Raw genomic sequence first — 22,274 nt, forward strand, 5'->3', positions numbered from 1 at the left:
ATGCAAAATTACAAAAAAGCTCTTTTTGCACTAGCTCTTAGTGCTTTTTGTATGGGCGTAACTGAATTTGTTATGGCAGGAGTTTTGGTTGATGTTGAAGCGTATTTTAGCGTAGATGCAAAAACCGCGGGCTATCTTACAACCTTATATGCTATAGGTGTTGTTATAGGTGCTCCTCTTATCACCATACCTTTAAGTCGTTTTCATAGACATACACAACTTTTAATCAATCTTGGAATTTTTGCTTTAGCAAATTTCATCATCTTTTTTAGCCAAAATTTCTATCTTACTGCCTTTGCACGCTTTATAGCAGGAACACAACATGGGGTATTTTTTGTCATTGCCACCTTAGCTGTAAGTACTATAACACCAGATGATAAAAAATCAAGTGCTCTAGCTATAATGGTCACAGGGCTTACTGTAGCCTTAGTTACTGGAGTGCCGCTTGGAACTTTTATAGGGCATTATTTTGGCTTTAAATTTATCTTTTTACTCATTTTTATCATTACAAGCCTAGCATTTTTTGGAGTATGGCATATGATGCCCAAAAATTTACATCCTAGCCCAACCAGTCTTAAAAATCTAATCCCTGCTTTTTCTCATCAAAATTTGTTAAAAACTTATACTATAACCATTTGTAGTTGTGGGGCTCAATTTGTTCTTTATACTTATTTGCAAAAAATACTTGTAGAAATAAGCGGTTTTAAAGTCCAAGATACAGCTTATATCTTGCTTTTATATGGAATTTGTGCAATTTGTGGGAATTTATGGGGCGGAAAAATAGTAGATAAAAAAGGTGCTATTTTTTCTTTGCGTCTTATTTTAAGCATACAAGTTCTAGTATTTTTAAGTGTATTTCTCACCATGTATTCTAAAATTTTAATCATTTTTAGCGTAGCTTTGATAGGATTTTTTGCCTTTTCAACCATACCTGCACTAAAAATGCTTAGCATTACTAAAGCTAAACGCCATACTTATAAAGTCATAGACAGTACAGTAAGTGTGAATGAAGCAGCTTTTAATGTAGGCATAGCTTTAGCAAGTTTTTTAGGTGGGATTGTTTTAGCAGGATTGGGTATAGAATTTAATGCTTTATTTTCAGCACTTTTTGTAAGCCCTGCTTTGATTTTTGCCTTGCTTTTTGCCAAAGATAAATTAAATTATAAAAAATTTCAAAGAAAAAGTTTTACAAAGGTATAAATTGGAATAGAAATTGCTTGCTTATTTAATGTAAAGTTAAATAAAGGAGGAGAAAATGGTAGTAGATAATACTCAAAAAACATCAAATGCTATCTTTAGCATCACAACTAAAGTTAAAGAAAAAAATACTTCGGCAGATGAATTTCAAGCCACATTAAATGAAGTAAAAAACAAAGAAGAAAAGGAAGATAAAAAAACAAACTCAAGCAAATTTACTAACGAAGATATTGATCTTGGTGCTGTTAGAGAAGATTTTAGATCTTATGCTTGGCAAAAAATGAGAGAAGATCAATACAAAAAAAATGAGGAGACTTTGCTAAATAAGCTTTTTGCTACAATTGACGCAGGAAATGCCACAAACAATACAAAGGCTTAATATACAAATCAATCAAAACTCAAACTACATAAACGAGAATTCCAATAATTCTCATAAAATTTCTAATAACTCTGGATAAAATGAAAAAATTTATTATTTCCTCTATATGAAGAAAATATAGAAAAATTGACCAATTTAATTTATTAAATTCTGTTATAATTTTGCTAAAAACAAAGGAAAATAATGATTTTTATCGATGCTTGCTTTAAAAAACCTACACCCTACACCCCTATTTGGATGATGCGTCAAGCAGGAAGATATTTGCCAGAATATATGGAAGTAAGAAAACAAGCGGGTGATTTTCTCTCTTTATGCAAAGACTATAAAAAAGCTTCTGAAGTTTCTTTGCAGCCTATTGATATTTTAGATGTAGATGCAGCAATCATTTTTTCAGATATTTTAGTTGTTCCTCTCGAAATGGGTATGAATTTACGTTTTGAAAAAGGAGAAGGGCCTGTTTTTGATAATCCTATTTCAACCCTAGAAGACTTAGAAAAACTTGACGATCAAAATGCGCATAAAAAATTAAATTATGTCTATGATGCCTTAAAGCTTACTAGAGAAAAATTATCTCAAAATAAGGCTTTAATAGGATTTTGCGGAAGCCCTTGGACTATAGCTACCTATATGATAGAAGGAAGTGGAAGTAAAAATTATGCAAAGTGTAAAAAAATGCTTTATCAAAACCCAGAACTTTTACATAAAATTCTAAATAAACTAACTCAAGTTTTAAAACTTTATTTAGAAGAGCAAATTAAAGCAGGTGCCAATGCTATACAAATTTTTGATAGCTGGGCAAGTGCTTTAGAATATGATAAGTTTTTTAAATTCTCCTTTAATTATATGCTTGAAATTTCAAATTTTATTAAAAGCAAATACCCAAATATACCTGTAATTTTATTCCCTAAAGGCATTAGCGGTTATTTGGATAGAATCGATGGTAATTTTGATGTTTTTGGAGTTGATTGGAGCACTCCGCTTGATTTAGCACGTGATAAACTATCGCACAAATACACTCTTCAAGGCAACATGGAACCTTGTAGACTTTATGATAAAAATGCCATCAAAGAAGGAGTCGAAAAAATACTAAAAACCATGCAAAATAAAGCTCATATTTTCAACTTAGGACATGGAATCTTGCCTGATATTCCTGTTGAAAATGCAAAATATTTTATCAAGCTTGTACAAGAAAGTTCAGCTAAATGAAAATACTCTTTGGTCCTGTTAGCTCAAGGCGTTTTGGAAGATCTTTGGGTATAGATTTAAGCCCTAGCAAGAAACAATGCAATTTTGATTGTGTTTATTGCGAGCTTGATCCAAAAAAAGCCCAAGAAAAACAAGATGAAATTATCAGCATAGACAAAATTATCTCTGAAGTTAAAGCTATGCTTGAAAAAAATATTGAATTTGATTTTCTTACCCTTACTGCCAACGGAGAGCCTAGTCTTTATCCTCATTTAAATGAGCTTATTTTATCTTTACGTAGCATTGCTAAAGATAAAAAATTGCTTATTTTAAGCAATGGTACAGCTGTATTAGATGAAGACAAATTTAATGCTTTGCTAAAACTAGATGTGGTCAAATTTAGCCTAGATAGTGCAGTTACTAAAACTTTTTATCGTATTGATAGAGCTTTAAAAAACATTGATTTAGAAAAAATGATAGAAAAAATGGCAGATTTTAGAGCTAGGTTTAATGGAGATTTGATTATGGAAATTCTAGTTGTTAAAGATCTTAATGATAACGAAGAAGAATTTAAAGCGCTCAATCAAGCTTTAAAAAAAATCATGCCCTTAAGAGTTGATCTAAGCACCATAGATAGACCTCCTGCTTATGCTGTTAAAAAAGTAAGCGAAGAAAAACTTTTAGAACTTTCTAAACTTATAGATTCTACTCCCGTACTCTTAGCCAAAAGGCATTATGAAGGTGAAAAACTAAGCTTCAATGAAGAAGAATTATTAAAAATGCTTCATTTACGCTCACAAAGCGAAATAGACATTGAAGTGAAATTTGATGAACAATCCAAAACTCTCTTAAATCAACTTATCAAAGAAAAAAAGGTAAAAATTCTCGATTTAGCTGGAGTTAAATTTTATAAAGTTTAAGCCTTTGGCAAATACTTTCTAAGTAAAATTATAAGATCATTTCTACTTACATCACTTAAAACTTCACTCACACAATCAAAATCCCTAACTTTTTCCTTTGAAAAAAAGATGATATGGCTTTGCGGATGCTGTTTTTTATAAGCACTTAGCAAATTTCTCATTTGCTCAAGATCAAATTTAATTAATTCATAATCAAGCAAAATCAAACGATAAGTCTCCTTGCTTAATTCTTGTTTTAATTGACTAAAAGAATTTATACATATATTTTTATCACATTGTTTTTCTATTATATTAAAAAACAAGGTTGCATCAAAATCATTTTGTTTAAAAAGCAATACATTATTTTGATAAGGGGTTTTAAATTTTAAAGCGCAAACCTTATCAAGCTTGTTTTGCAAAATATTTTCAAGATCTTTTTTTTCAAAAGGTAAAGTTAAAAAATACTCATAATGTGTATTTTTATGCCGACCCATCACTATAAAATCATAGTTTTTCTTTACATTTTCATTGAAAATTTTATCCTTGATAAAAATCAAATGAAAGTCATTAACATCAAAACTTAAATTTTTAAAACAAGTGCTTTCTATGCCAAAATACGAAAGTAAATTTGCAAGTAAAAAATTCTCAAGCTCATCATTATTAACTATGGCCACACTTGCTTCAAATTGTAAAACCTTTCCATGAGATGTTCCTATAATGCTTTTATGATGCTCTAAAGCCTCATTTAATTCTAATCTAATTTGATCTTTTTGAGAATTTAAGGCATTTAAAATTAAAGAATTAATTTCTTTATTATACCCTTCATTTAAGCAACGCATTGCATTGGATATATTTCCAAGCTGATATAAATTTTCTTCCAATAAATGCAAATATCTATCTTTTTCATGGGATATTTTAGTTAAATTTTGGCTCGTAGTTTCAAATTTTTCCTTTAACAAATCAAGCGCACTATCAACATCAATCTTTTTTTGAAAATTTAAAAAATCATTTTGCATGCAAAAAATTTTTTGATATATTTTGTTTATATTCCTATTTTGCCTAAAAGCAAAAATAAAAAGTGTTAAAGATAAAACAAAAATGCTAGAAAACATACCTATTTTCAGTTGTTCAGTAACACTATCAAGCTTTGAGATATCAATACTTAAATACGCTAAAATTAGATTAAAAATAAAAATTATCCCTGCTAATATCAAATCAATTTTCCTTTATCTTTTGCGCCGCTTTCCTGCCTACAAGCATTGTAAGATCTTTAAAATCGGCCTTATATATAGATTCAAAATTTCCATAATACGCTAAAAGTTTTTGTATAACCCCTGAACTAAGTCCTAAATTTGCAAGCTTAGAACTTTTCAAGTCCTGTTTTTTCTTAGTATTTTGATGAAAGCTAATAGCAAAACGGTGTGCTTCATCTCTTAATTTCTGTAAGAATTGTAGTTTTTTATCGTTAATACTTAGATTAAATTCTCCTTTTAAGGAATGAATTTTATCCTTAGCACCCCCTTTAGCTCTATGTGCTTTTGCATCGATTTTTTCTTTTGAAATAGCTAAAATATCGACATTTGCCCCACTACTTACAATGATTTCTTTAGCCAAATCAAGCAAAGCCTTTCCCCCATCTATAAGCCATAAATCAGGAGGAGGTATTTTATCAAAGTCCAAAGCCCTACGCGTTAAAACTTCACGCATTTGATCATAGTCATTTTTATGTTTTAAATGAAATTTTCTATATTTTGACTTATCCCAAGAATTTATTCTATAAGTTACCATAGCTCCAACATTTGCCACGCCTTGCAAATGAGAATTGTCAAAAATTTCTATATCATTTGGTAAATTTTCAAGCTCAAAATAAAACTTTAATTCTTTTTGTATAGTAAAATCATGATTTTTTTGCTCTTTTTCTATATTTAAAAGGGCATTTTGAAAAGCCAAATCACAAATTCTTCTTTTTTCTCCTATTTTAGGGATTTTAATACTGATTTTTTTATCAAACCTTTGGCTTAAAATTTCTTCTAAAAGCACTCTATCTTCAAATTCTTCATAAACATAAATAACATTTGCAAGCAAAGGAATATCCATGCTAAAATTTTCTAAAATCAGTTGCTTATAAATTTCATTTTTATCCCATTGTATATCATTTTTTATAGGAGTAATCTTAGAATTTGCACTGATAATTTTTCCATTTTGCACCACAAAACGCAAGGTTGAAAGCATGGAATTTTTAAAAGCTAAAGCAAATACTTCAAAATCTTCTAATTTTGCAATATCTATTTCAACCTTAACTTCCAAATCTTTAATCATTGCAATCTGATCTCTTACTTTAGCTGCTTCTTCGTAATTTTCATTTTGTGCTAAAACAAGCATTTGTTTTTCTAAGTTTTTAAGCAAAACACTAGGATTTAAAAGTGCGTGTATAGCCTCATCTAAAATTTCAAGGTATTTTTCTTTGCTGATGAGTTTATCACAAGGCGCAAGACAACGAGAAATTTGATAAAAAATACAAGGGGATTTACAACTTGCTTTTTGCTTTAAAGGATAGTATAAATAAAGCGCATCTAAAAGCTCTCTAGCGCCTTTAAAAAAAGGGCCAAAATATTTAATTTTGCTTTTTTTTACTAATTTTCTAGTGATCTCAAAGCGTGGAAATTCTTCTTCAAAATCCACATAAATATAAGGATAAGTTTTATCATCTCTTAGCAAAATATTATATTTTGGATGCAGTTGTTTGATAAAAGAATTTTCTAAAATCAAAGCATCAGCCTCTGAATTAGTAGCAATAAATTCCAAATGCACTGTTTCTTCAATCATTTTTTGAATTCTTAAAGAATTTCTTGGATTTGCATGTAAATTTGGAGTAAAGGCAAAATAAGATTTGACACGATTTTTAAGATTTTTAGCCTTGCCTACATATAAAAGCTTTCCTTCTTGATTGAAGTATTGATAAACGCCAGTGCTATTAGGAAGAGTTTTTAACTCATTTTCTAAATTCTCTTTAGTCAAGATTAGAACCTTTTTTTATAAGCTCTCTTAAATCTTCAAATTTTTTAAATAATTTTTTATCTTTAAAGCAATTTTTAAATTCACCCTTAGAAAGCTCCAAATAAGAATTTTTAGAGAGTTTTTCATCATTTTTGTTTTTATTTGCCGCATAAGTGTATTTTTGAGAAAAGATTTTTATATCTTTTATATCAACAAATCCACTTAAAGGATATTTCTGTCCATATGCTTTTATGAGAAATTTAATATAAATTTTGCTATCATCATGATTTAATTCTTGATAAGCTGCTGGATGTAAGGTTATTATATTTAAAATATGATTTTTTACATAAATTTTAGCAATCAAACGTTGCTTAGCAAGCGGAAAAGAACTTAAAAAATCTTTGCAAAAAAATAAGGTTTTTAAAGGCTTATAATGAGGTTTATCCATCAATTCATTAATAACAGCACTAGCATTTTTAGTCATCTTAATATTATTTCTTTTTCCCATAAGATGATTTTAGCATTTCTTTTCTTAATTTTCTTCTGTGCTTGCGGATATAAAGGCAACCCTCAATACACAAGCTATGAACAAAATGGTTCAGTAAAAACCATTAAAAAATACGAACAATTACATAGGTGGTAAATAATGAAAAAAGCAGATATTTTAGTTTTAGACTTTGGCTCTCAATACACTCAGCTTATAGCAAGACGCTTAAGGGAACAAGGAGTTTATGCAGAAATTTTACCTTTTAATGTAAGCTTAGCTGATATTAAGGCGAAAGAACCAAAAGGTATTATTTTAAGTGGAGGTCCAGCAAGTGTATATGCAACTGATGCGTATTTTTGCGATAAAGGTATATTTGACTTAAATCTACCTGTTCTTGGAATTTGTTATGGTATGCAACTTATGGCACATCATTACAAAGCTACAGTAGCACCTGCAGGACATAAAGAATACGGCAAAGCAAACATAGAAATTAAAAAAGATAACGCTTTGTTTAAAAATCTTCCAAAAAAACAAACCGTTTGGATGAGTCATTCTGATAAAGTAGAAAATTTACCTCAAGGTTTTGAAGTTTTAGCCACAAGTGAAAATAGCCCTTTTTGTGTTTTTGGAAACGAAGATAAGAAATTCTTTGCTCTACAATTTCACCCAGAAGTACAACACAGCGAATTTGGCAAAAATATCTTAAAAAATTTTGCTAAATATGCTTGCAATTGTGAAAGTATTTGGAATATGGGTTCTTTTGCAAAAACTCAAGCAGAAAAAATCCGTGAAGAAGTAGGCAATGATAAAGTGCTTTGTGCTGTAAGTGGCGGAGTAGATAGTAGCGTAGTTGCTGCACTTTTAGCTAGTGCTATAAAAGAGCAAGTTATAGTAGTTTTTGTAGATAATGGACTTTTAAGAAGTGGAGAAAAAGAACAAGTTGAATTTATGTTTAAAAACACTTTAGGCATCGATCTCATCAGCATTGATGCAAGTGAAATTTTCTTAAGTCGCTTAGCTAATGTCACAGATCCTGAACAAAAAAGAAAAATCATAGGAAATACCTTTATAGAAGTTTTTGAAGAAGAAGCAAAAAAACATAAAGATGTAAAATATCTTGCTCAAGGCACACTTTATACTGATATCATAGAAAGTTCTGTTGTAGGTTCAAGCAAAACCATTAAAAGCCATCATAATGTAGGGGGCTTACCTGAAAAAATGAATCTTAAACTCATAGAGCCTTTAAAAGAAATTTTTAAAGATGAAGTGCGTGCCTTAGGACTTGAGCTTGGACTTAGCAAAGAAGTAGTTTATCGTCATCCTTTCCCTGGGCCAGGTCTTGCTATACGCATTATGGGAGAAGTAAATCGCGCTAGCTTAGAACTATTACGCAAGGCTGATGTAATTTTACTTGAGGAACTTAAAAGTACAGGTTGGTATGATAAAACTTGGCAAGCATTTTGCGTACTTTTAAATGTTAAAAGCGTTGGAGTTATGGGGGATAACCGCACTTATGATAATGCAGTTTGTATACGCGTTGTAGATGCAAGTGATGGTATGACAGCTACCTTCTCGCATTTACCTTACGAAATTTTAGAAAACATAAGTCGCCGTATCATCAATGAAGTAGAAGGTATAAATCGCGTTGTTTATGATATCTCAAGCAAACCACCTGCAACTATAGAATGGGAATAATCCATTTTTTCTAGCTCTTATTTTTAATATAAAATTTTTATAAAAATAAGGCTAGAATTTATTTAAGAAATTTCAAGGAAGAAATATGCATGGAAAAATAGCTATTTATATGGATTCTACAGGACGTGGAACCGTTACAAACTCAGCAAATACCTTTTTTGACTTTAATCGCCAAATTTGGAATGATAAAAAAAGTATGCCAAGTGTTGGTATGCTTGTGGAATTTAGAACTCTTTCTAGCGAAAAAAAAGCAGAAGACGGCAAACTCGTTCAAACAAGCAAAACCATAACAGGTATAAAACCTTCAAAATTTCAAGAATTCAAAGAAGGGGATTTTATCACTGAGCATGATTTTTGGAAAACTGATAATGATGATGAATTAGAAGACTTGCAAAACTCAAGAAGAAGTGCTTATATAACAGAACTCTATAGAACAACAGACTTTGACACTATAGAAAAAATTCCTCTTTCTTTTACTATACCTCAAGCTATACAAAAATATTTTGCCCATGAAATTTTATCCGTAGAAACGCTTCAAGCCAATCTACAAGATGAAAAGGAAATTCCTTGTATACTTGATTATCTTATACTTAAAAGATTTTTATTTAAAGCTTATGATACTTTAATTTTTATGGATAATAGCATAGACCAAACCCAATTTAGCGCATTAAAAAGCATCATGATGCATTTAGAGAATTCGTATAAGCAAATGATGGCTGATCAAAAACCAAATATCACTAAAATTTTTAACGAAACTTTTTTATCTTTGCAGTGTCATTACCAAGCTTTAGTAGCCACCATAGATACAAGAAAAAATCGTCTAGCCTCACTTGAAGCACAAATGAAAACTTTACAATCTGAAATAAATCTTAAAAGCAATGCGACCGATGCAGACCCTGAAAAACTTAAAGCACGACAAGAAAGATTGGCTAAACTACAAAAAGAAGCAGAATACTACAGAACAACACTAAAAAGACTTGATGCTATAAGGGAAGATTTTTATAAGAAAAATTACAATATTTTCGAAAATGCTTTTAAACTTTCACGAGAAAAACTCTTTAAAAAAATTGTCACAGGTTTAAATCTATGTGCAACCATAATGGATGTCAAAATTTGGCACTTATCTTTAAAATCATCAGGGGTTAAAAATTCTTATTTTACTATGAGTAATATAGAAAATTCTTTCTGTTCTCTTTCTTTTGCAGAACATTACTTAAGTCGCTTAAATAAATCCGCTCTAAATCCTTTTGATCAAAAACTTTTAGTGTATATTCAAAAAATCACAAAAGAACAAAGAAAAAAATTTTTAGTTGTCACATCGGATTTAGATTTATTATGCAAATTAAAAATTGAAAACTTTTCACAAAATCCGTATTATTTAGTAAAATACGCACCCAAAAAAGTAAATTATCAATCTTTAATGCGTGATAACACCTTTGATATAGTCTATATTGATGAAAAACATGTTTGGGAAAATGTTGCCGATATTATTTTACAAGGAAAGCATTTTGACAAATCAGGAAAAACCAAATTTAAACTGATTTAAGACATAGAAATTTAAGCTAAATTAAGTTATAATTTCCTTGCCTAAACAGTTTGTAGTATTTAAAGTGATCCAACACATTTTTATTAACTGCGATTGTGTGATTTACCGTGTTCTGTGGCATCGTTTGAGCTTTGAAAAAAGTGAGAAGTTGCAGCCTTTAAAAATTACCTAGCGGTTTTCTTTGACTTTTTGGGGTCAATCTTTGTTAAACGGCTGTTTGGGTTTAAAAGGAGATATAAATGAAAATAATGATTTTGGGTAGTGGTGCAAGAGAATATTCTATTGCTTTAGCCTTAAGAAGAGTAGACAAAAATTTAGAGTTTTATTTTGCTCCTGGAAATGGCGCTACCGAAAGTCTTGGAACAAATTTAAACCTAAAAGATCCAGTAGTTTTAGCAACCTATGCAAAAGAAAAAGGTTTTGATCTTTGTATAGTAGGAAGTGAAAGTTTTTTAGCTGAAGGGGTTGTAGATATTTTTAAACAACAAGGACTTGCTATTTTTGGGCCAAGTAAAGCTGCTGCAATGCTTGAAACCTCAAAATCTTTTATGAAAAGCTTTCTTAAAAAATACCGTATCAAAACAGCCAAATTTTTAAACACAAATGACATTGAAAAAGCAAAAAATTTTATATATAGTTTAACCCCTCCTATAGTAGTAAAAGCCGATGGACTTTGCGCAGGAAAAGGTGTTATCATAGCTAAAACTCATGAAGAAGCCATAGAAGAAACAGCTAAAATGCTGAGCGGAGAAAGCTTTGGAGATGCTGGAAAACTCGTTGTAATTGAAGAATTTTTAGATGGTTATGAATTAAGCATTTTTGCAGTATGTGATGGCAATGATTTTGTTTTACTTCCTGCAGCACAAGATCACAAAAAATTACTCGATAATGATCAAGGGCCAAATACTGGTGGAATGGGTGCTTACGCTCCTAGCTCTTTGGCGAATGAAAGCTTGCTTAGAAAAGTTCAAAAAGATATTATTTTACCAACTTTAGCAGGTATGAAAAAAGAAGGAGCGGAATTTTGTGGTGTTTTATTTATAGGTGCTATGATCGTTGGAAATAAACCTTACGTATTAGAATTTAACGTTCGCTTTGGCGATCCTGAATGTGAAGTTTTAATGCCTTTAATCGAAGATCCTTTAGAGCTTATTTTAGCTGCTACTCAAAGACGCTTAAGACACTCAAAAATCAAAATCAAAAAAGAATTTGCAGTAGGGGTTGTATGCGCGAGTGAAAACTATCCTTACAAAAGTTCACCAAAAAGTGAAATTACCGTAAATAACATTCCTGAAAACTCTCATATTTCTTATGCTGGAGTAAGCCTAGAAGATGGCAAATTAATGGCTGATGGTGGAAGAGTTTTAGTTTGCGTTGGCACAGGAAAAAGTATAGAAGAAGCGCAAAAAAATGCTTATAAACTTTGTGATAATGTAAATTTCAAAGGAAAACAATACAGAAAAGACATCGCTCATCAGGTTCTGAAATGAAAGAAAATTTACAAGACCGCTTAGAGCGTGAAAATCTAAAAATAGCAAGTTTTGGAAAAAGAGTTCTAGCTTTTTTAATCGATGATATGGTTATTTCTTTGATTGTGTTTATCATTTTTTATGATCGTCTAATCCAAGCAAAAGATTTATTTGAAACAACTCAAATTGTAGGAAATTTTTACCTTGGCTTCATCTTGCTTCATTTTAGTTATCAAGCAATTTTTACTTATCTTTATGGGGCAAGTTTGGGAAAAATATTATGCAAAATTATCATCTTGGATGAAAATCTTCTTGATAAACCCAATCTCATTCAAAGTTGCATCAGGTCTGCCGTAAGACAAGTTAGTGCTATGGCGTTTATGCTTGGATTTGCTTGGGCTTTAAGCAATGATTTACGCAAAGCTTGGGAGGATTATCTAGCAAGGACAATAGTAGTCGATGTGGCGTAAATTTTCCCTATTGCTAGGAACTAGCATAGCTTTAAATGCAGCACAAGTTGATATTTACGCTCTTGATGCAAAAAAAGAAGGTGATATTCTTACTGCGAACAATGATGTTATTATTTTTTCTGATTTTTATTTCATCACTGCCAATAAAGCAATTTACAATGAAAAAACCGGAGATGTTGAGCTTTTTGGCGATGTTAATATCCTAAGGGGACAAAACGAAAGATCACATTCTGATTATGCTAAAATCAACCTAAATTCCAATCAAGCCGATTTTAGTAATTTTTTCTTTTCCAATAACAATCTTGAAGTATGGTTTCAAAGCAAAACAAGCCATCTAAATGATAAAGTCTTTGAAAGCAAAGTTTCAGCAGTTTCAAGCTGCAATGTTGAAGATCCTGATTGGGAAATTCGTTTTTCAAAAGGCTGGCTTAACCGGGAAACCAATTTTGTTCATCTTTACAATGCAAGATTATATGTTAAAAATACCCCAGTTTTTTATCTACCTTATTTTGGATTTAGCGCTGATACTCATAGACAAAGCGGGCTTTTAATCCCAAAAATCGTTTTAAAAAGTAGCGAAGGCTTATACTATGAACAACCTATTTATATAGCCACTCAAGAAAATTGGGATTTAGAACTTGATCCACAAATTCGAACAAACCGTGGTTTTGGACTTTATTCTACTTTAAGATTTCTTGATTCTCCATATTCAACAGGAGAATTAAATTTTGGTGCTTTTAGGGAAAATAGCTCCTATTTTCACGATGAAAATTTGAAAAATCAAACCCACTATGGAATAGAACTAAAATACTCAAGAGATGATTTAATCAAATCTTTACTCAGTGATAATTTTCAAGAAGGTCTATGGATAGATGCAACCTATCTCAACGATGTGGATTATTTAAATTTAGGAAGTAGGGATTATCGAGATCTTAACTCGCTTGTAACCTCCAAAATCAATTATTTTTTAGCTGATGAAAACAATTTTTACGGAGCTTATGCAAGATATTATATCGACACATCTAAACTTAGCAACAATACAACCTTACAAGAATATCCAAGCTTTCAATATCATAGATTTTTAAATAACCTTTTTGATGAACGCTTGCGTTATTCATTTGATGCTTCATTTCATAATTTTTACCGACCTGCTGGTTCTTATGCAAATGAGCTAAATTTAGACTTGCCTATCTCGTATCACAACGCTTTTTTTGGAGACTTTTTACACTTTACTTTTACAGAAAGATTTTATGCTTCTTTTGTAAATTATAGCAACAATCCCGAAAGAAACCATGAGCATTATTTCAGAAACACTCATGATTTTAATCTCTACACCGATCTTTCAAAAGCTTATGAAAATTTCTTTCATACTTTAAATTTAGGGGTGAATTACGTTTTGCCAGGAGCAAAATCAGGTAAAATCACGCAAGATTATCTTGAAGAATACGACAAAGAAAACGAGCATACAAGTCTTTATGCTGTGCAATATTTCTATAACAACGAAGGACAAAAAAAACTCAAACACAGAATTTCGCTTGACTATCTCAATAAACAAAATGAATTCTATGAACTTGAAAATCTTTTAACTTATTATTTTAATGAAAACATCAATCTCAACAGCGAAGTGCTTTACTCTTATGAACAAAGTCGCTTTACCAATGTCATCAGCCAAATAGAAGTCAATACAAATTCAAAATTTAATTGGATGTTTTCTCATGCTTATCAAAACGATGAGTATGGAAAATATAGCTTTATTGGTACAAGAGCAAATTATATTGCCACACCTAATTACAATTTATTTGGTGGAATTTGGTTTGATACTCAAAGAGCTCATGCAAACATGTGGGAACTTGGCTATACCTACCAAAGAAAATGTTGGAACTATTCTTTAATGTATAGAGAAAGAATCGATCCACAACTTACAAGTGGTGGTATCACAGCTAAAAATCAAAGCGGAGTTTATTTTATTTTCAACTTCTATCCTTTAGGAGGAGTAAAATACGATTTCTCTTTAGCAGAAAGTGAAAACAAAATTTAAAAAGGATGAAATTTGCTAAATATTTTAAAAAATTTTACGAATTTATTATCTGGTAAAAAAGGAAAAATAATGCAATACAGCATAGAAATTAACAAAAATACAGAAATATTTAATATAGACAAAGTCGCCAAACAAGCTGCCGGTGCTGTTTTAATGAGACAAGGCAAAAGCGTTGTTCTAGCTACAGTTGCAAGAGAAGAAAAACAAGTTGAAGAAGATTTTTTACCTCTAACCGTCCAATACATCGAAAAAGCTTATGCCGCAGGAAAAATCCCTGGTGGTTATGTCAAAAGAGAAACCAAGCCAAGCGATGCAGAAACCTTAACAGCACGCATTATTGATAGAAGCTTACGCCCTCTTTTTCCAAAAGGCTATGCTTATCCGACTCAAATCGTTGTGATGGTTCTCTCAGCTGATCCTAAAGTAGATTTGCAAGTAATGAGCTTAAATGCCGCAAGCGTGGCACTTTATCTTAGTGATATACCTATGAAAGCTCCAGTATGTGGTGTGCGTATAGGAAAGATAGATGGAAATTTCATACTCAATCCAAACAATGAAGAGCTTCAAAATAGCACCCTAGATCTCTATGTAGCAGGTGTAAAAGATGAGCTTTTGATGATAGAAATGAGAGCCTTACCTGATCAAAAAGAAAATGAAATCTTTATCGAAGCTCCTTATGCTGATGTTTTAACTCAAACCACTTCACAAAATATGAATGAACTTAGCGAAGATGAAATTTTAGAAGCTCTAAATTTAGCTCAAAAAGCTATATTAAATGGTTCAAATGCTTATGAAGAAGCCTTTAGCAAACACGAAAAAAATTCTCAAATCGAACTAAAAAATGAGATTGAATATCCTGAAATTTTAGCTTTTATAGAAAATAATTTCCAAAAACAAATCAAAGAAGCCATCAACCAAATGGCAAAAAGCGAAAGAGCAAGCGAACTAAATAAAATCGCTAAAGAAATTTCAAATCTTGAAATCGCTAAAGAGTGGAGCGAAGAAAGTGTCTTAAATACCTTAGCTAAAGTCAAACGCAAACTTATTCGTGAGCAAATTTTAAATGAAGGCAAAAGAGCTGATGGTAGAAGTTTAAACGAAGTGCGTCCTATTAATATAGAAACCAACATCTTACCAAACGCTCATGGTTCTTGTCTTTTCACTCGTGGACAAACTCAAGCCCTAGTGGTTGCAACCTTAGGCGGAGAAAACGATGCTCAAATGATAGACTTGCTTACAGAAAAAAATCCTATAAGCGAACGCTTTATGGTAAATTATAATTTTCCAGGTTTTTCAGTAGGCGAAGCAAGTCCTATCAAAGCTCCAGGAAGAAGAGAACTAGGACATGGAAATTTAGCCAAAAGAGCACTTTATCCAAGTGTGGATGAAAACTATCCTTATGTAATCCGCTTAGTCAGTGAAATTTTAGAAAGCAATGGCTCAAGTTCTATGGCAACGGTTTGCGGCGGATCTTTAGCCTTAAAAGCAGCAGGAGTGCCAAGCTTAAAACTTGTTGCAGGAGTAGCCATGGGGCTTATCTTTGAAGATAACAAGTATGCTGTTTTAACAGATATCATGGGACTTGAAGATCATGATGGGGATATGGACTTTAAAGTAGCAGGAAGCAAAGACGGCATTACGGCTCTTCAAATGGATATAAAACTAGGTGGAATCGATCAAGAAATACTAAAACAAGCTTTATACCAAGCCAAAGAAGGAAGAATTCACATTCTAAATATCATGGAAGAAGCCGCCAAAGAAATCATAGTCAATGAAGAAGTTTTACCTAAACTTGAGCTTTTTAGCGTTGATCCTTCAAAAATCGTTGATATCATAGGACAAGCCGGAAAAACCATCAAAGAAATCGTAGAAAAATTTGGCGTTTCTATAGACTTAGATCGCGAAAAAGGTGAAGTAAAAATAGCAGGTAGTCAAAACGAACAAATCAAAGCCGCAAAAGACTACATCATAAACATCACAAGCTCTCAAAAAGGAACTAAAAAAGGCTCTAAAGACAAAGATATATCAGGCTTTGAACTTGGGCAAGAATTTCAAGGTATTGTTAAAAAAATCGCTCCTTTTGGAGCCTTTGTGGAACTTAAAAATGGTGTTGATGGTTTATTGCATAGTTCAAAAAGCAAGCATCTTAATTTAAGCGAAAACCAAAGCTTAAAAGTTAAAATCAGCGAAATTAAAAACGGAAAAATTTCTGTGGATTTGTGTGAGTGAGTGAATTTCTAACTCATCCTTTTGAGCCTTTTTTTGACAAAGATTCTAAAATCTTAATTTTAGGATCTTTTCCTTCGGTAAAATCAAGACAAGATGGCTTTTATTATCAACACCCAAGAAATCGTTTTTGGCCTATACTAGAAACACTTTTTGATGTAAGATTAGAAAATATCACAGAACAACAAGCCTTTTTAAGAAAAAAACATATCGCTCTTTGGGATGTACTTCAAAGTTGCAAGATAAAAAATTCAGATGATAAAACTATAAGTTATGCAAAAGCCAATGATTTAAGCCCGATCCTTTCTCAAACCAAAATCCAAGCCATTTTTACTACTGGACAAAGTGCTTATAAATTTTTTATTAAATTCCACCCTCGCTTAAAAGCCATAGCCCTACCCTCAACTTCTCCTGCAAATTTAAATTTTTCTTTTGAACAGCTTTTACAAAACTATGAAATAATCAAAAAATTTACAAAATAACAAACTAAGCATTACCCCCAAGTAAAACAAGAAAAAAGCTAGTTAATATCTAGCTTTTGCGTGTTATCCTTGAATTCAAATTCCACTCTCTTAGCTCCAAAACCTTTAGCAATAGCTTCTAAAGTATCCTTAGCACTTTTATGAATTTTGCTTTCTAAATTTTGGATAAGATTTAAAGACAAGTCTTTAACCTCATCTTTGGCTTCTTTTATGAGTTTGTTTTTATCACTTTCGCTAAAACTAATCCCCGTACTATTGATAGAATCAGGCAGTAAAAAAGGTAAAAATTTAGCATTTTTTTCATCATAAAATTTCATATCTATGATGCTGTGTTTGTATCTACACTCTGGCATGATGATCTTATAAGCATCGTCCCCTAAAGGCAAAATATCAAAGTTTTTATCCCTTAAATCATACAAGAAAGTGATCTCAAATTCAAAAATCAAAGCAATCTGTCTTTCACTCAAAGACCATCCTAAAAGATTTTTCCAAATTCCATTAAAAGCGCTATCTTTTTTAGTAACAATCTCTTTACTAAAAACTTGAAAAACACTTAATTCTCCTATGGATTTAAGCTGCATGATATCGCTAAAACTTTGCGTGCTTTTTTCTTCTATTTTAGGGCTTTTATACTGCCTAAAAAGCACTACAAACAAAAGTACAAGTAAAATCATCACTAAAACAAATAAAATCATTTCCATTTTAAACCTTTCTAAATTTATAAACCTTGATTTGAAAAGATATATTTTTTCTCAAACGCTAAGAAAATAAAAGCATTAATGATAAAAATCAAACACACAAAAGTAAAAACAAATTCCACGCTAAAATGTGAAGCCATAATCCCTCCGCCAAAAGCTCCACAAAAATTTCCCAAAAATTGACAAGTTTGATTAAAACCAAAAATCACACTTAAATTTTTAGCACTCACACTTTTTTTAAGCAAGGCATTCACACAAGGCAAAAGCCCTCCAAGTCCTACACCTATAAGTAAACGCACGAAAATAAGCGTATAAACATTACTTACTACAGCCTGCAAATAAAAGCAAATTCCACAAAATATCAAAGCTCCAAAAATAATCTTACTAGGCCCTATCTTATCGGCGATTTTTCCAAGTTTTGGTGCGAAAAAAAGATTGCTAATCCCACTTGCAGCCACTACTATACCCGCCCAAAGAGCCAAATTTCCACCTTGATGAATTTGCTCAACATAGATACTTAAAATCGGCATCACTCCAAAAGTACCAAATTGTATCACAAAAGTAGTGATAAAAAGAACGATAATAAGGGTTTTGTTTTCTTTCACTTTTTGAGTATTTTTCTTCGCCTCTTTTTGAATTTTTCTCTCATGGATGAAAAAATAAATCGTCACAAAAGAACAAGCGATCAAAAAAGCCACCATATCAAAAACCGTACTAATACTAAAAAATTCAGCCACAAAGCCACCAAACAAAGGCCCAAGCAAACTTCCACTTATAGAAGCCGTAGAAAGAGTTCCTAAAGCATAAGCCACTTTTTCTTTAGGTGCTATCACAGCGATAAACACAACAGCAGCAGAAGTAAAACCTGAAATTATCCCTGTTAAACCCCGCACAAAAACTACTTCTAAAGCACTATGAGCAAAGCTAAGCCATAAGGTTAAAACCGACATCCCAAAACTTGCACGAAGAAGCATATTTTTATAACCATACTTTGCACCCAAAAAAGCCCACAAAGGTGAAAAAACAGCCATAAAAAGTGGAGTGATCCCAAAAGCAAGCCCTGAGTAAAACGCTATTTCACTCGTATCAACATGTCCTAGTTCTTTGATATAAAAAGGCAAAATCGGAGCGATTTGACTAAGCCCCATACTTGTGGTAAAAACACCAAACCAACACACAAGCAAAGTTCTATTGAAATTTTCCATGGATTTATTGTATGATATTTTTTATAATTTTTAATTAAAACTCAAGGATAAAAATGAAAAAAATACTCTTTATATGCTTAGGCAATATATGCCGTTCGCCTATGGCAGAATTTATCATGAAAGATCTTGTCAAAAAAGCAAATTTAGAAAAAGAATTTTTTATAAGCAGTGCTGGAACTTCAGGAGAACACGATGGAGAAGGTATGCACTATGGCACCAAAAACAAACTTGCTCAACTTAACATAGAACACAAAAACTTCACAAGCAAAAAACTCACTCAAAAGCTTTGCGATGAAAGCGATTTTTTAATCACCATGGACAATTCTAACTTCAAAAATGTTTTAAAAAACTTCACCAACACCCAAAACAAAGTTTTAAAAATCACTGATTTTAGTCCTAGTCTAAACTACGATGAAGTCCCTGATCCTTGGTATAGCGGGAATTTTGATGAAACTTATAAAATTTTATCCCTAGCTTGTAAAAATTTACTTGTTTTTTTATCAAAATAATTTAAAACAACTATATATTACTTCTCGTTTACTTTTTAGGCTTATACTTCTAAACGAACCGAAAAACATTCATAAGAAAAACTCCTTAAAATTACACGCCTAGCTTAAATCCCTTTAGCTAGGCTTTTCTTTAGATGTTTTTATCCTTCGGATTTAAAATTTTTACTATTTTAAGCGCTTCTTAAGAAAAAACTCCAAATTTATGTGCTACAATTACAATGTTTTATTAATTTTTGACAAGGAGAATTCTCATGAAACTAGTTAAACTTAGTTTAGTTGCAGCTCTTGCTGCAGGTGCTTTTTCAGCAGCTAACGCTACTCCACTTGAAGAAGCGATCAAAGATGTTGATGTATCAGGTGTATTAAGATACAGATACGATACAGGTAATTTTGATAAAAATTTCGTTAACAACTCAAATTTAAACAACAACAAACAAGATCACAAATATAGAGCACAAGTTAACTTCGGTGCTGCTATAGCTGATAACTTCAAAGCTTTCATTCAGTTTGACTACAACGCTGTTGATGGTGGCACTGGTGTTGATAACGTAACAAATGCCGAAAAAGGACTTTTTGTTCGTCAATTATACTTAACTTATACAAATGAAGATGTTGCTACAAGTGTAATCGCTGGTAAACAACAATTAAACCTTATCTGGACGGATAACGCTATTGATGGTTTAGTTGGAACAGGTGTTAAAGTAGTAAATAATAGCATCGATGGTTTAACTCTAGCTGCTTTTGCCGTAGATAGCTTCATGGCTGCAGAGCAAGGTGCAGATTTATTAGGACATAGTAATACTTCAACAGCAACACCAAATCAAGCTCCTTTTAAAGTAGATTCAGTAGGAAATCTTTACGGTGCTGCTGCTGTAGGTTCTTATGATCTTGCTGGCGGACAATTCAACCCACAATTATGGTTAGCTTACTGGGATCAAGTAGCATTCTTCTATGCTGTAGATGCAGCTTATAGTACAACTATCTTTGATGGAATCAACTGGACACTTGAAGGTGCTTACTTAGGAAATAGCCTTGATAGCGAACTTGATGATACAACACACGCTAATGGCAATTTATTTGCTTTAAAAGGTAGCATTGAAGTAAATGGTTGGGATGCTAGCCTTGGTGGTTTATACTACGGTGATAAAGAAAAAGCTTCTACAGTTGTAATCGAAGATCAAGGTAATCTTGGTTCTTTACTTGCAGGTGAGGAAATTTTCTATACTACTGGTTCAAGACTAAATGGTGATACTGGTAGAAATATCTTCGGTTATGTAACTGGTGGATATACTTTCAACGAAACAGTTCGCGTTGGTGCTGACTTCGTATATGGTGGAACAAAAACAGAAGCTGCTAATCATTTAGGTGGTGGTAAAAAACTTGAAGCTGTTGCAAGAGTAGATTACAAATACTCTCCAAAACTTAACTTCTCAGCATTCTATTCTTATGTGAACCTAGATCAAGGTGTAAACACTAATGAAAGTGCTGATCATAGCACTGTAAGACTTCAAGCTCTTTACAAATTCTAAGAAGCTTTCAAGTCTAACTTCAAGGCGGGGTTTTGCTCCGCCTTTTTTTATGCCTGATTTTTAAAACTTAAATTTATATAAAAAATTTTCCCAAGCTAAAACGCTTTAGGAAAATTAAGACTTAAACCAATTAGTGATTTTTTCAAAAAGCCCTTTTTGCTCTTGATGCATACCATCTTTGATGCCAAAACTTTCACTTAGTTTTTCTAAAAGTTCTTTTTGTTCATCGTTTAAAGAAGTTGGGAATTTGATAGAAATTTGAACGATTTGATTTCCCATGCGAGAACTATGAACATCTTTTACCCCTTCTTTTTCAAGAACAAATCTTTGTCCATCTTTAGCACCCTTTGGTAAATTTAAGGTCGCTTCACCGCGTATGGTGGGTACTTTTATACTCTCTCCTAAGATAGCTTGAGTAAAAAACACTGGAAATTCTATATATATATCATCATCATCTCTGATAAAAGTATCATCTTCAGCGGCGATGATCTTAACATACATATCCCCTCTAGTACCATTTTTTAAGATATTACCTTTAGCATTGACACGAAGCTTCATACCTGTATCTACACCTTCTGGGATATTAAGCTCGACACTATCTTTGCTTTCATTATAACCCAAACCTTTACAATCACTACATTTTTCACTAGCTTTTTCTCCAATTCCTTGACAATCAGGGCAAGTTTGTGCAAAAGTGATAAAACCTTGAGAAACCCCAACCTGTCCTCTACCTTGACACTTTGGACAAGTTTGAAGCTTTCCATCTTTAGCCCCTGTTCCATTACAAGTTTTACAAGAGCATTTATAAGTAAAGTCTATATTTTTCTTACAACCAAAAACCGCTTCTTTAAAACTTAATTTTAAATTAACGATAAAATCTGAAGGGATTTTCTCATCATTTGAACTTTTTCTACGACGCGATGAGCCAAAGCCTTCTCCAAAAAAACTAGAAAATATATCTCCTAAATCCTCAAAACCACCAAAACCTGAGCTACTAGAACCAAATCCACCGCCTTTTAAAGCATCTTTTCCGTATCTATCATAAATAGCTCGCTTTTCATCATTGCTTAAAACTTCATAGGCTTCATTAACAAGCTTGAATTTATCTTCTGCTTCTTTATCACCTTGGTTTCTATCAGGATGATATTTTAAAGCCATTTTTCTATAGGCTTTTTTTATGGTTTCTTTATCAGCATTTTGCGTGATTTCAAGAATTTCATAATAACTTATTTCCACATTATTCCTTTAAAAAATTTAAAATTT

General features: G+C 31.9%; 19 protein-coding genes. 13 read left to right on the forward strand and 6 right to left on the reverse strand.

Annotated elements, in window-relative coordinates; genetic code table 11:
- The 4 genes from FBF20_RS06350 (at position 1) to FBF20_RS06365 (ending at position 3,681) form a co-directional block, all read left to right on the forward strand.
- Positions 1-1,200, forward strand: coding sequence for an MFS transporter (locus FBF20_RS06350; RefSeq protein ID WP_002889803.1), 1,200 nt, complete (start codon positions 1-3; stop codon positions 1,198-1,200).
- A 55-nt stretch (positions 1,201-1,255) separates the two neighbouring features.
- Positions 1,256-1,576: an invasion antigen CiaC gene (gene ciaC, locus FBF20_RS06355; protein ID WP_002889801.1), complete on the forward strand. Its 321-nt coding sequence runs from the start codon at positions 1,256-1,258 to the stop codon at positions 1,574-1,576.
- 183 nt (positions 1,577-1,759) lie between these two features.
- On the forward strand, positions 1,760-2,782 hold the full coding sequence (hemE, locus tag FBF20_RS06360) for a uroporphyrinogen decarboxylase (RefSeq protein WP_002869651.1): 1,023 nt from the start codon (positions 1,760-1,762) through the stop codon (positions 2,780-2,782).
- Positions 2,779-3,681 carry a radical SAM protein gene (locus FBF20_RS06365; protein WP_002869652.1) on the forward strand — a complete coding sequence of 301 codons (903 nt, stop codon included), beginning with the start codon at positions 2,779-2,781 and terminating at the stop codon, positions 3,679-3,681. The genes hemE and FBF20_RS06365 overlap by 4 nt, the downstream gene beginning before the upstream one ends.
- On the opposite strand, the gene FBF20_RS06370 is transcribed toward FBF20_RS06365, so the two are convergent.
- From FBF20_RS06370 to FBF20_RS06380, 3 genes are read right to left on the reverse strand one after another with little or no spacing between them, the layout of a single operon-like run.
- The gene (locus tag FBF20_RS06370) at positions 3,678-4,874 is read right to left on the reverse strand and encodes a hypothetical protein (protein WP_002869653.1); all 1,197 of its coding nucleotides are present in this window, start codon (positions 4,872-4,874) and stop codon (positions 3,678-3,680) included. The two genes, FBF20_RS06365 and FBF20_RS06370, sit on opposite strands and share 4 nt — an antisense overlap.
- A gap of 1 nt (position 4,875) precedes the next feature.
- A complete protein-coding gene (gene uvrC, locus FBF20_RS06375; RefSeq protein WP_002869654.1) occupies positions 4,876-6,678 on the reverse strand; it encodes an excinuclease ABC subunit UvrC in 1,803 nt (600 codons plus the stop codon).
- Positions 6,671-7,165 carry a hypothetical protein gene (locus FBF20_RS06380; protein ID WP_002859309.1) on the reverse strand — a complete coding sequence of 165 codons (495 nt, stop codon included), beginning with the start codon at positions 7,163-7,165 and terminating at the stop codon, positions 6,671-6,673. The genes uvrC and FBF20_RS06380 overlap by 8 nt, the downstream gene beginning before the upstream one ends.
- A gap of 138 nt (positions 7,166-7,303) precedes the next feature.
- On the opposite strand from FBF20_RS06380, the gene guaA reads away from it, so the two are divergent.
- The 7 genes from guaA to FBF20_RS06415 all read left to right on the forward strand — a co-directional run bounded on the left by guaA (position 7,304) and on the right by FBF20_RS06415 (position 17,070).
- Positions 7,304-8,839 carry a glutamine-hydrolyzing GMP synthase gene (gene guaA / locus FBF20_RS06385; protein ID WP_002868550.1) on the forward strand — a complete coding sequence of 512 codons (1,536 nt, stop codon included), beginning with the start codon at positions 7,304-7,306 and terminating at the stop codon, positions 8,837-8,839.
- A gap of 85 nt (positions 8,840-8,924) precedes the next feature.
- A complete protein-coding gene (locus FBF20_RS06390; protein ID WP_002853236.1) occupies positions 8,925-10,385 on the forward strand; it encodes a hypothetical protein in 1,461 nt (486 codons plus the stop codon).
- Between the two features lie 239 nt (positions 10,386-10,624).
- Positions 10,625-11,875, forward strand: a complete 1,251-nt coding sequence (gene purD, locus FBF20_RS06395) for a phosphoribosylamine--glycine ligase (protein WP_002853212.1) — start codon at positions 10,625-10,627, stop codon at positions 11,873-11,875.
- Positions 11,872-12,324, forward strand: a complete 453-nt coding sequence (locus tag FBF20_RS06400) for an RDD family protein (protein WP_002853161.1) — start codon at positions 11,872-11,874, stop codon at positions 12,322-12,324. Before purD ends, FBF20_RS06400 begins: the two co-directional genes overlap by 4 nt.
- Positions 12,314-14,362 carry an LPS-assembly protein LptD gene (locus FBF20_RS06405; RefSeq protein WP_002869655.1) on the forward strand — a complete coding sequence of 683 codons (2,049 nt, stop codon included), beginning with the start codon at positions 12,314-12,316 and terminating at the stop codon, positions 14,360-14,362. Before FBF20_RS06400 ends, FBF20_RS06405 begins: the two co-directional genes overlap by 11 nt.
- Positions 14,363-14,431: 69 nt before the next feature.
- A complete protein-coding gene (locus FBF20_RS06410) occupies positions 14,432-16,591 on the forward strand; it encodes a polyribonucleotide nucleotidyltransferase (RefSeq protein ID WP_002889797.1) in 2,160 nt (719 codons plus the stop codon).
- The gene (locus FBF20_RS06415; RefSeq protein ID WP_002859314.1) at positions 16,588-17,070 is read left to right on the forward strand and encodes a DNA-deoxyinosine glycosylase; all 483 of its coding nucleotides are present in this window, start codon (positions 16,588-16,590) and stop codon (positions 17,068-17,070) included. The genes FBF20_RS06410 and FBF20_RS06415 overlap by 4 nt, the downstream gene beginning before the upstream one ends.
- A gap of 38 nt (positions 17,071-17,108) precedes the next feature.
- Here FBF20_RS06415 and FBF20_RS06420 read toward each other — a convergent pair whose 3' ends face one another.
- Positions 17,109-17,771: a DUF4230 domain-containing protein gene (locus FBF20_RS06420; protein ID WP_002859315.1), complete on the reverse strand. Its 663-nt coding sequence runs from the start codon at positions 17,769-17,771 to the stop codon at positions 17,109-17,111.
- Between the two features lie 17 nt (positions 17,772-17,788).
- The gene (locus FBF20_RS06425) at positions 17,789-18,973 is read right to left on the reverse strand and encodes an MFS transporter (protein WP_002878587.1); all 1,185 of its coding nucleotides are present in this window, start codon (positions 18,971-18,973) and stop codon (positions 17,789-17,791) included.
- A 53-nt stretch (positions 18,974-19,026) separates the two neighbouring features.
- On the opposite strand from FBF20_RS06425, the gene FBF20_RS06430 reads away from it, so the two are divergent.
- Positions 19,027-19,482, forward strand: a complete 456-nt coding sequence (locus FBF20_RS06430; RefSeq protein WP_002853170.1) for a low molecular weight protein-tyrosine-phosphatase — start codon at positions 19,027-19,029, stop codon at positions 19,480-19,482.
- Between the two features lie 251 nt (positions 19,483-19,733).
- Positions 19,734-21,011 (forward strand): major outer membrane protein, encoded by a 1,278-nt coding sequence (locus FBF20_RS06435; RefSeq protein WP_002903905.1) that lies wholly within the window; start codon positions 19,734-19,736, stop codon positions 21,009-21,011.
- A 114-nt stretch (positions 21,012-21,125) separates the two neighbouring features.
- Here FBF20_RS06435 and dnaJ read toward each other — a convergent pair whose 3' ends face one another.
- Positions 21,126-22,247, reverse strand: coding sequence for a molecular chaperone DnaJ (gene dnaJ / locus FBF20_RS06440; RefSeq protein ID WP_002853203.1), 1,122 nt, complete (start codon positions 22,245-22,247; stop codon positions 21,126-21,128).
- Positions 22,248-22,274: the final 27 nt, after the last annotated feature.

The sequence above is a fragment of the Campylobacter sp. CFSAN093259 genome, from assembly GCF_012889985.1.
Taxonomy (GTDB): Bacteria; Campylobacterota; Campylobacteria; order Campylobacterales; family Campylobacteraceae; genus Campylobacter_D; species Campylobacter_D jejuni.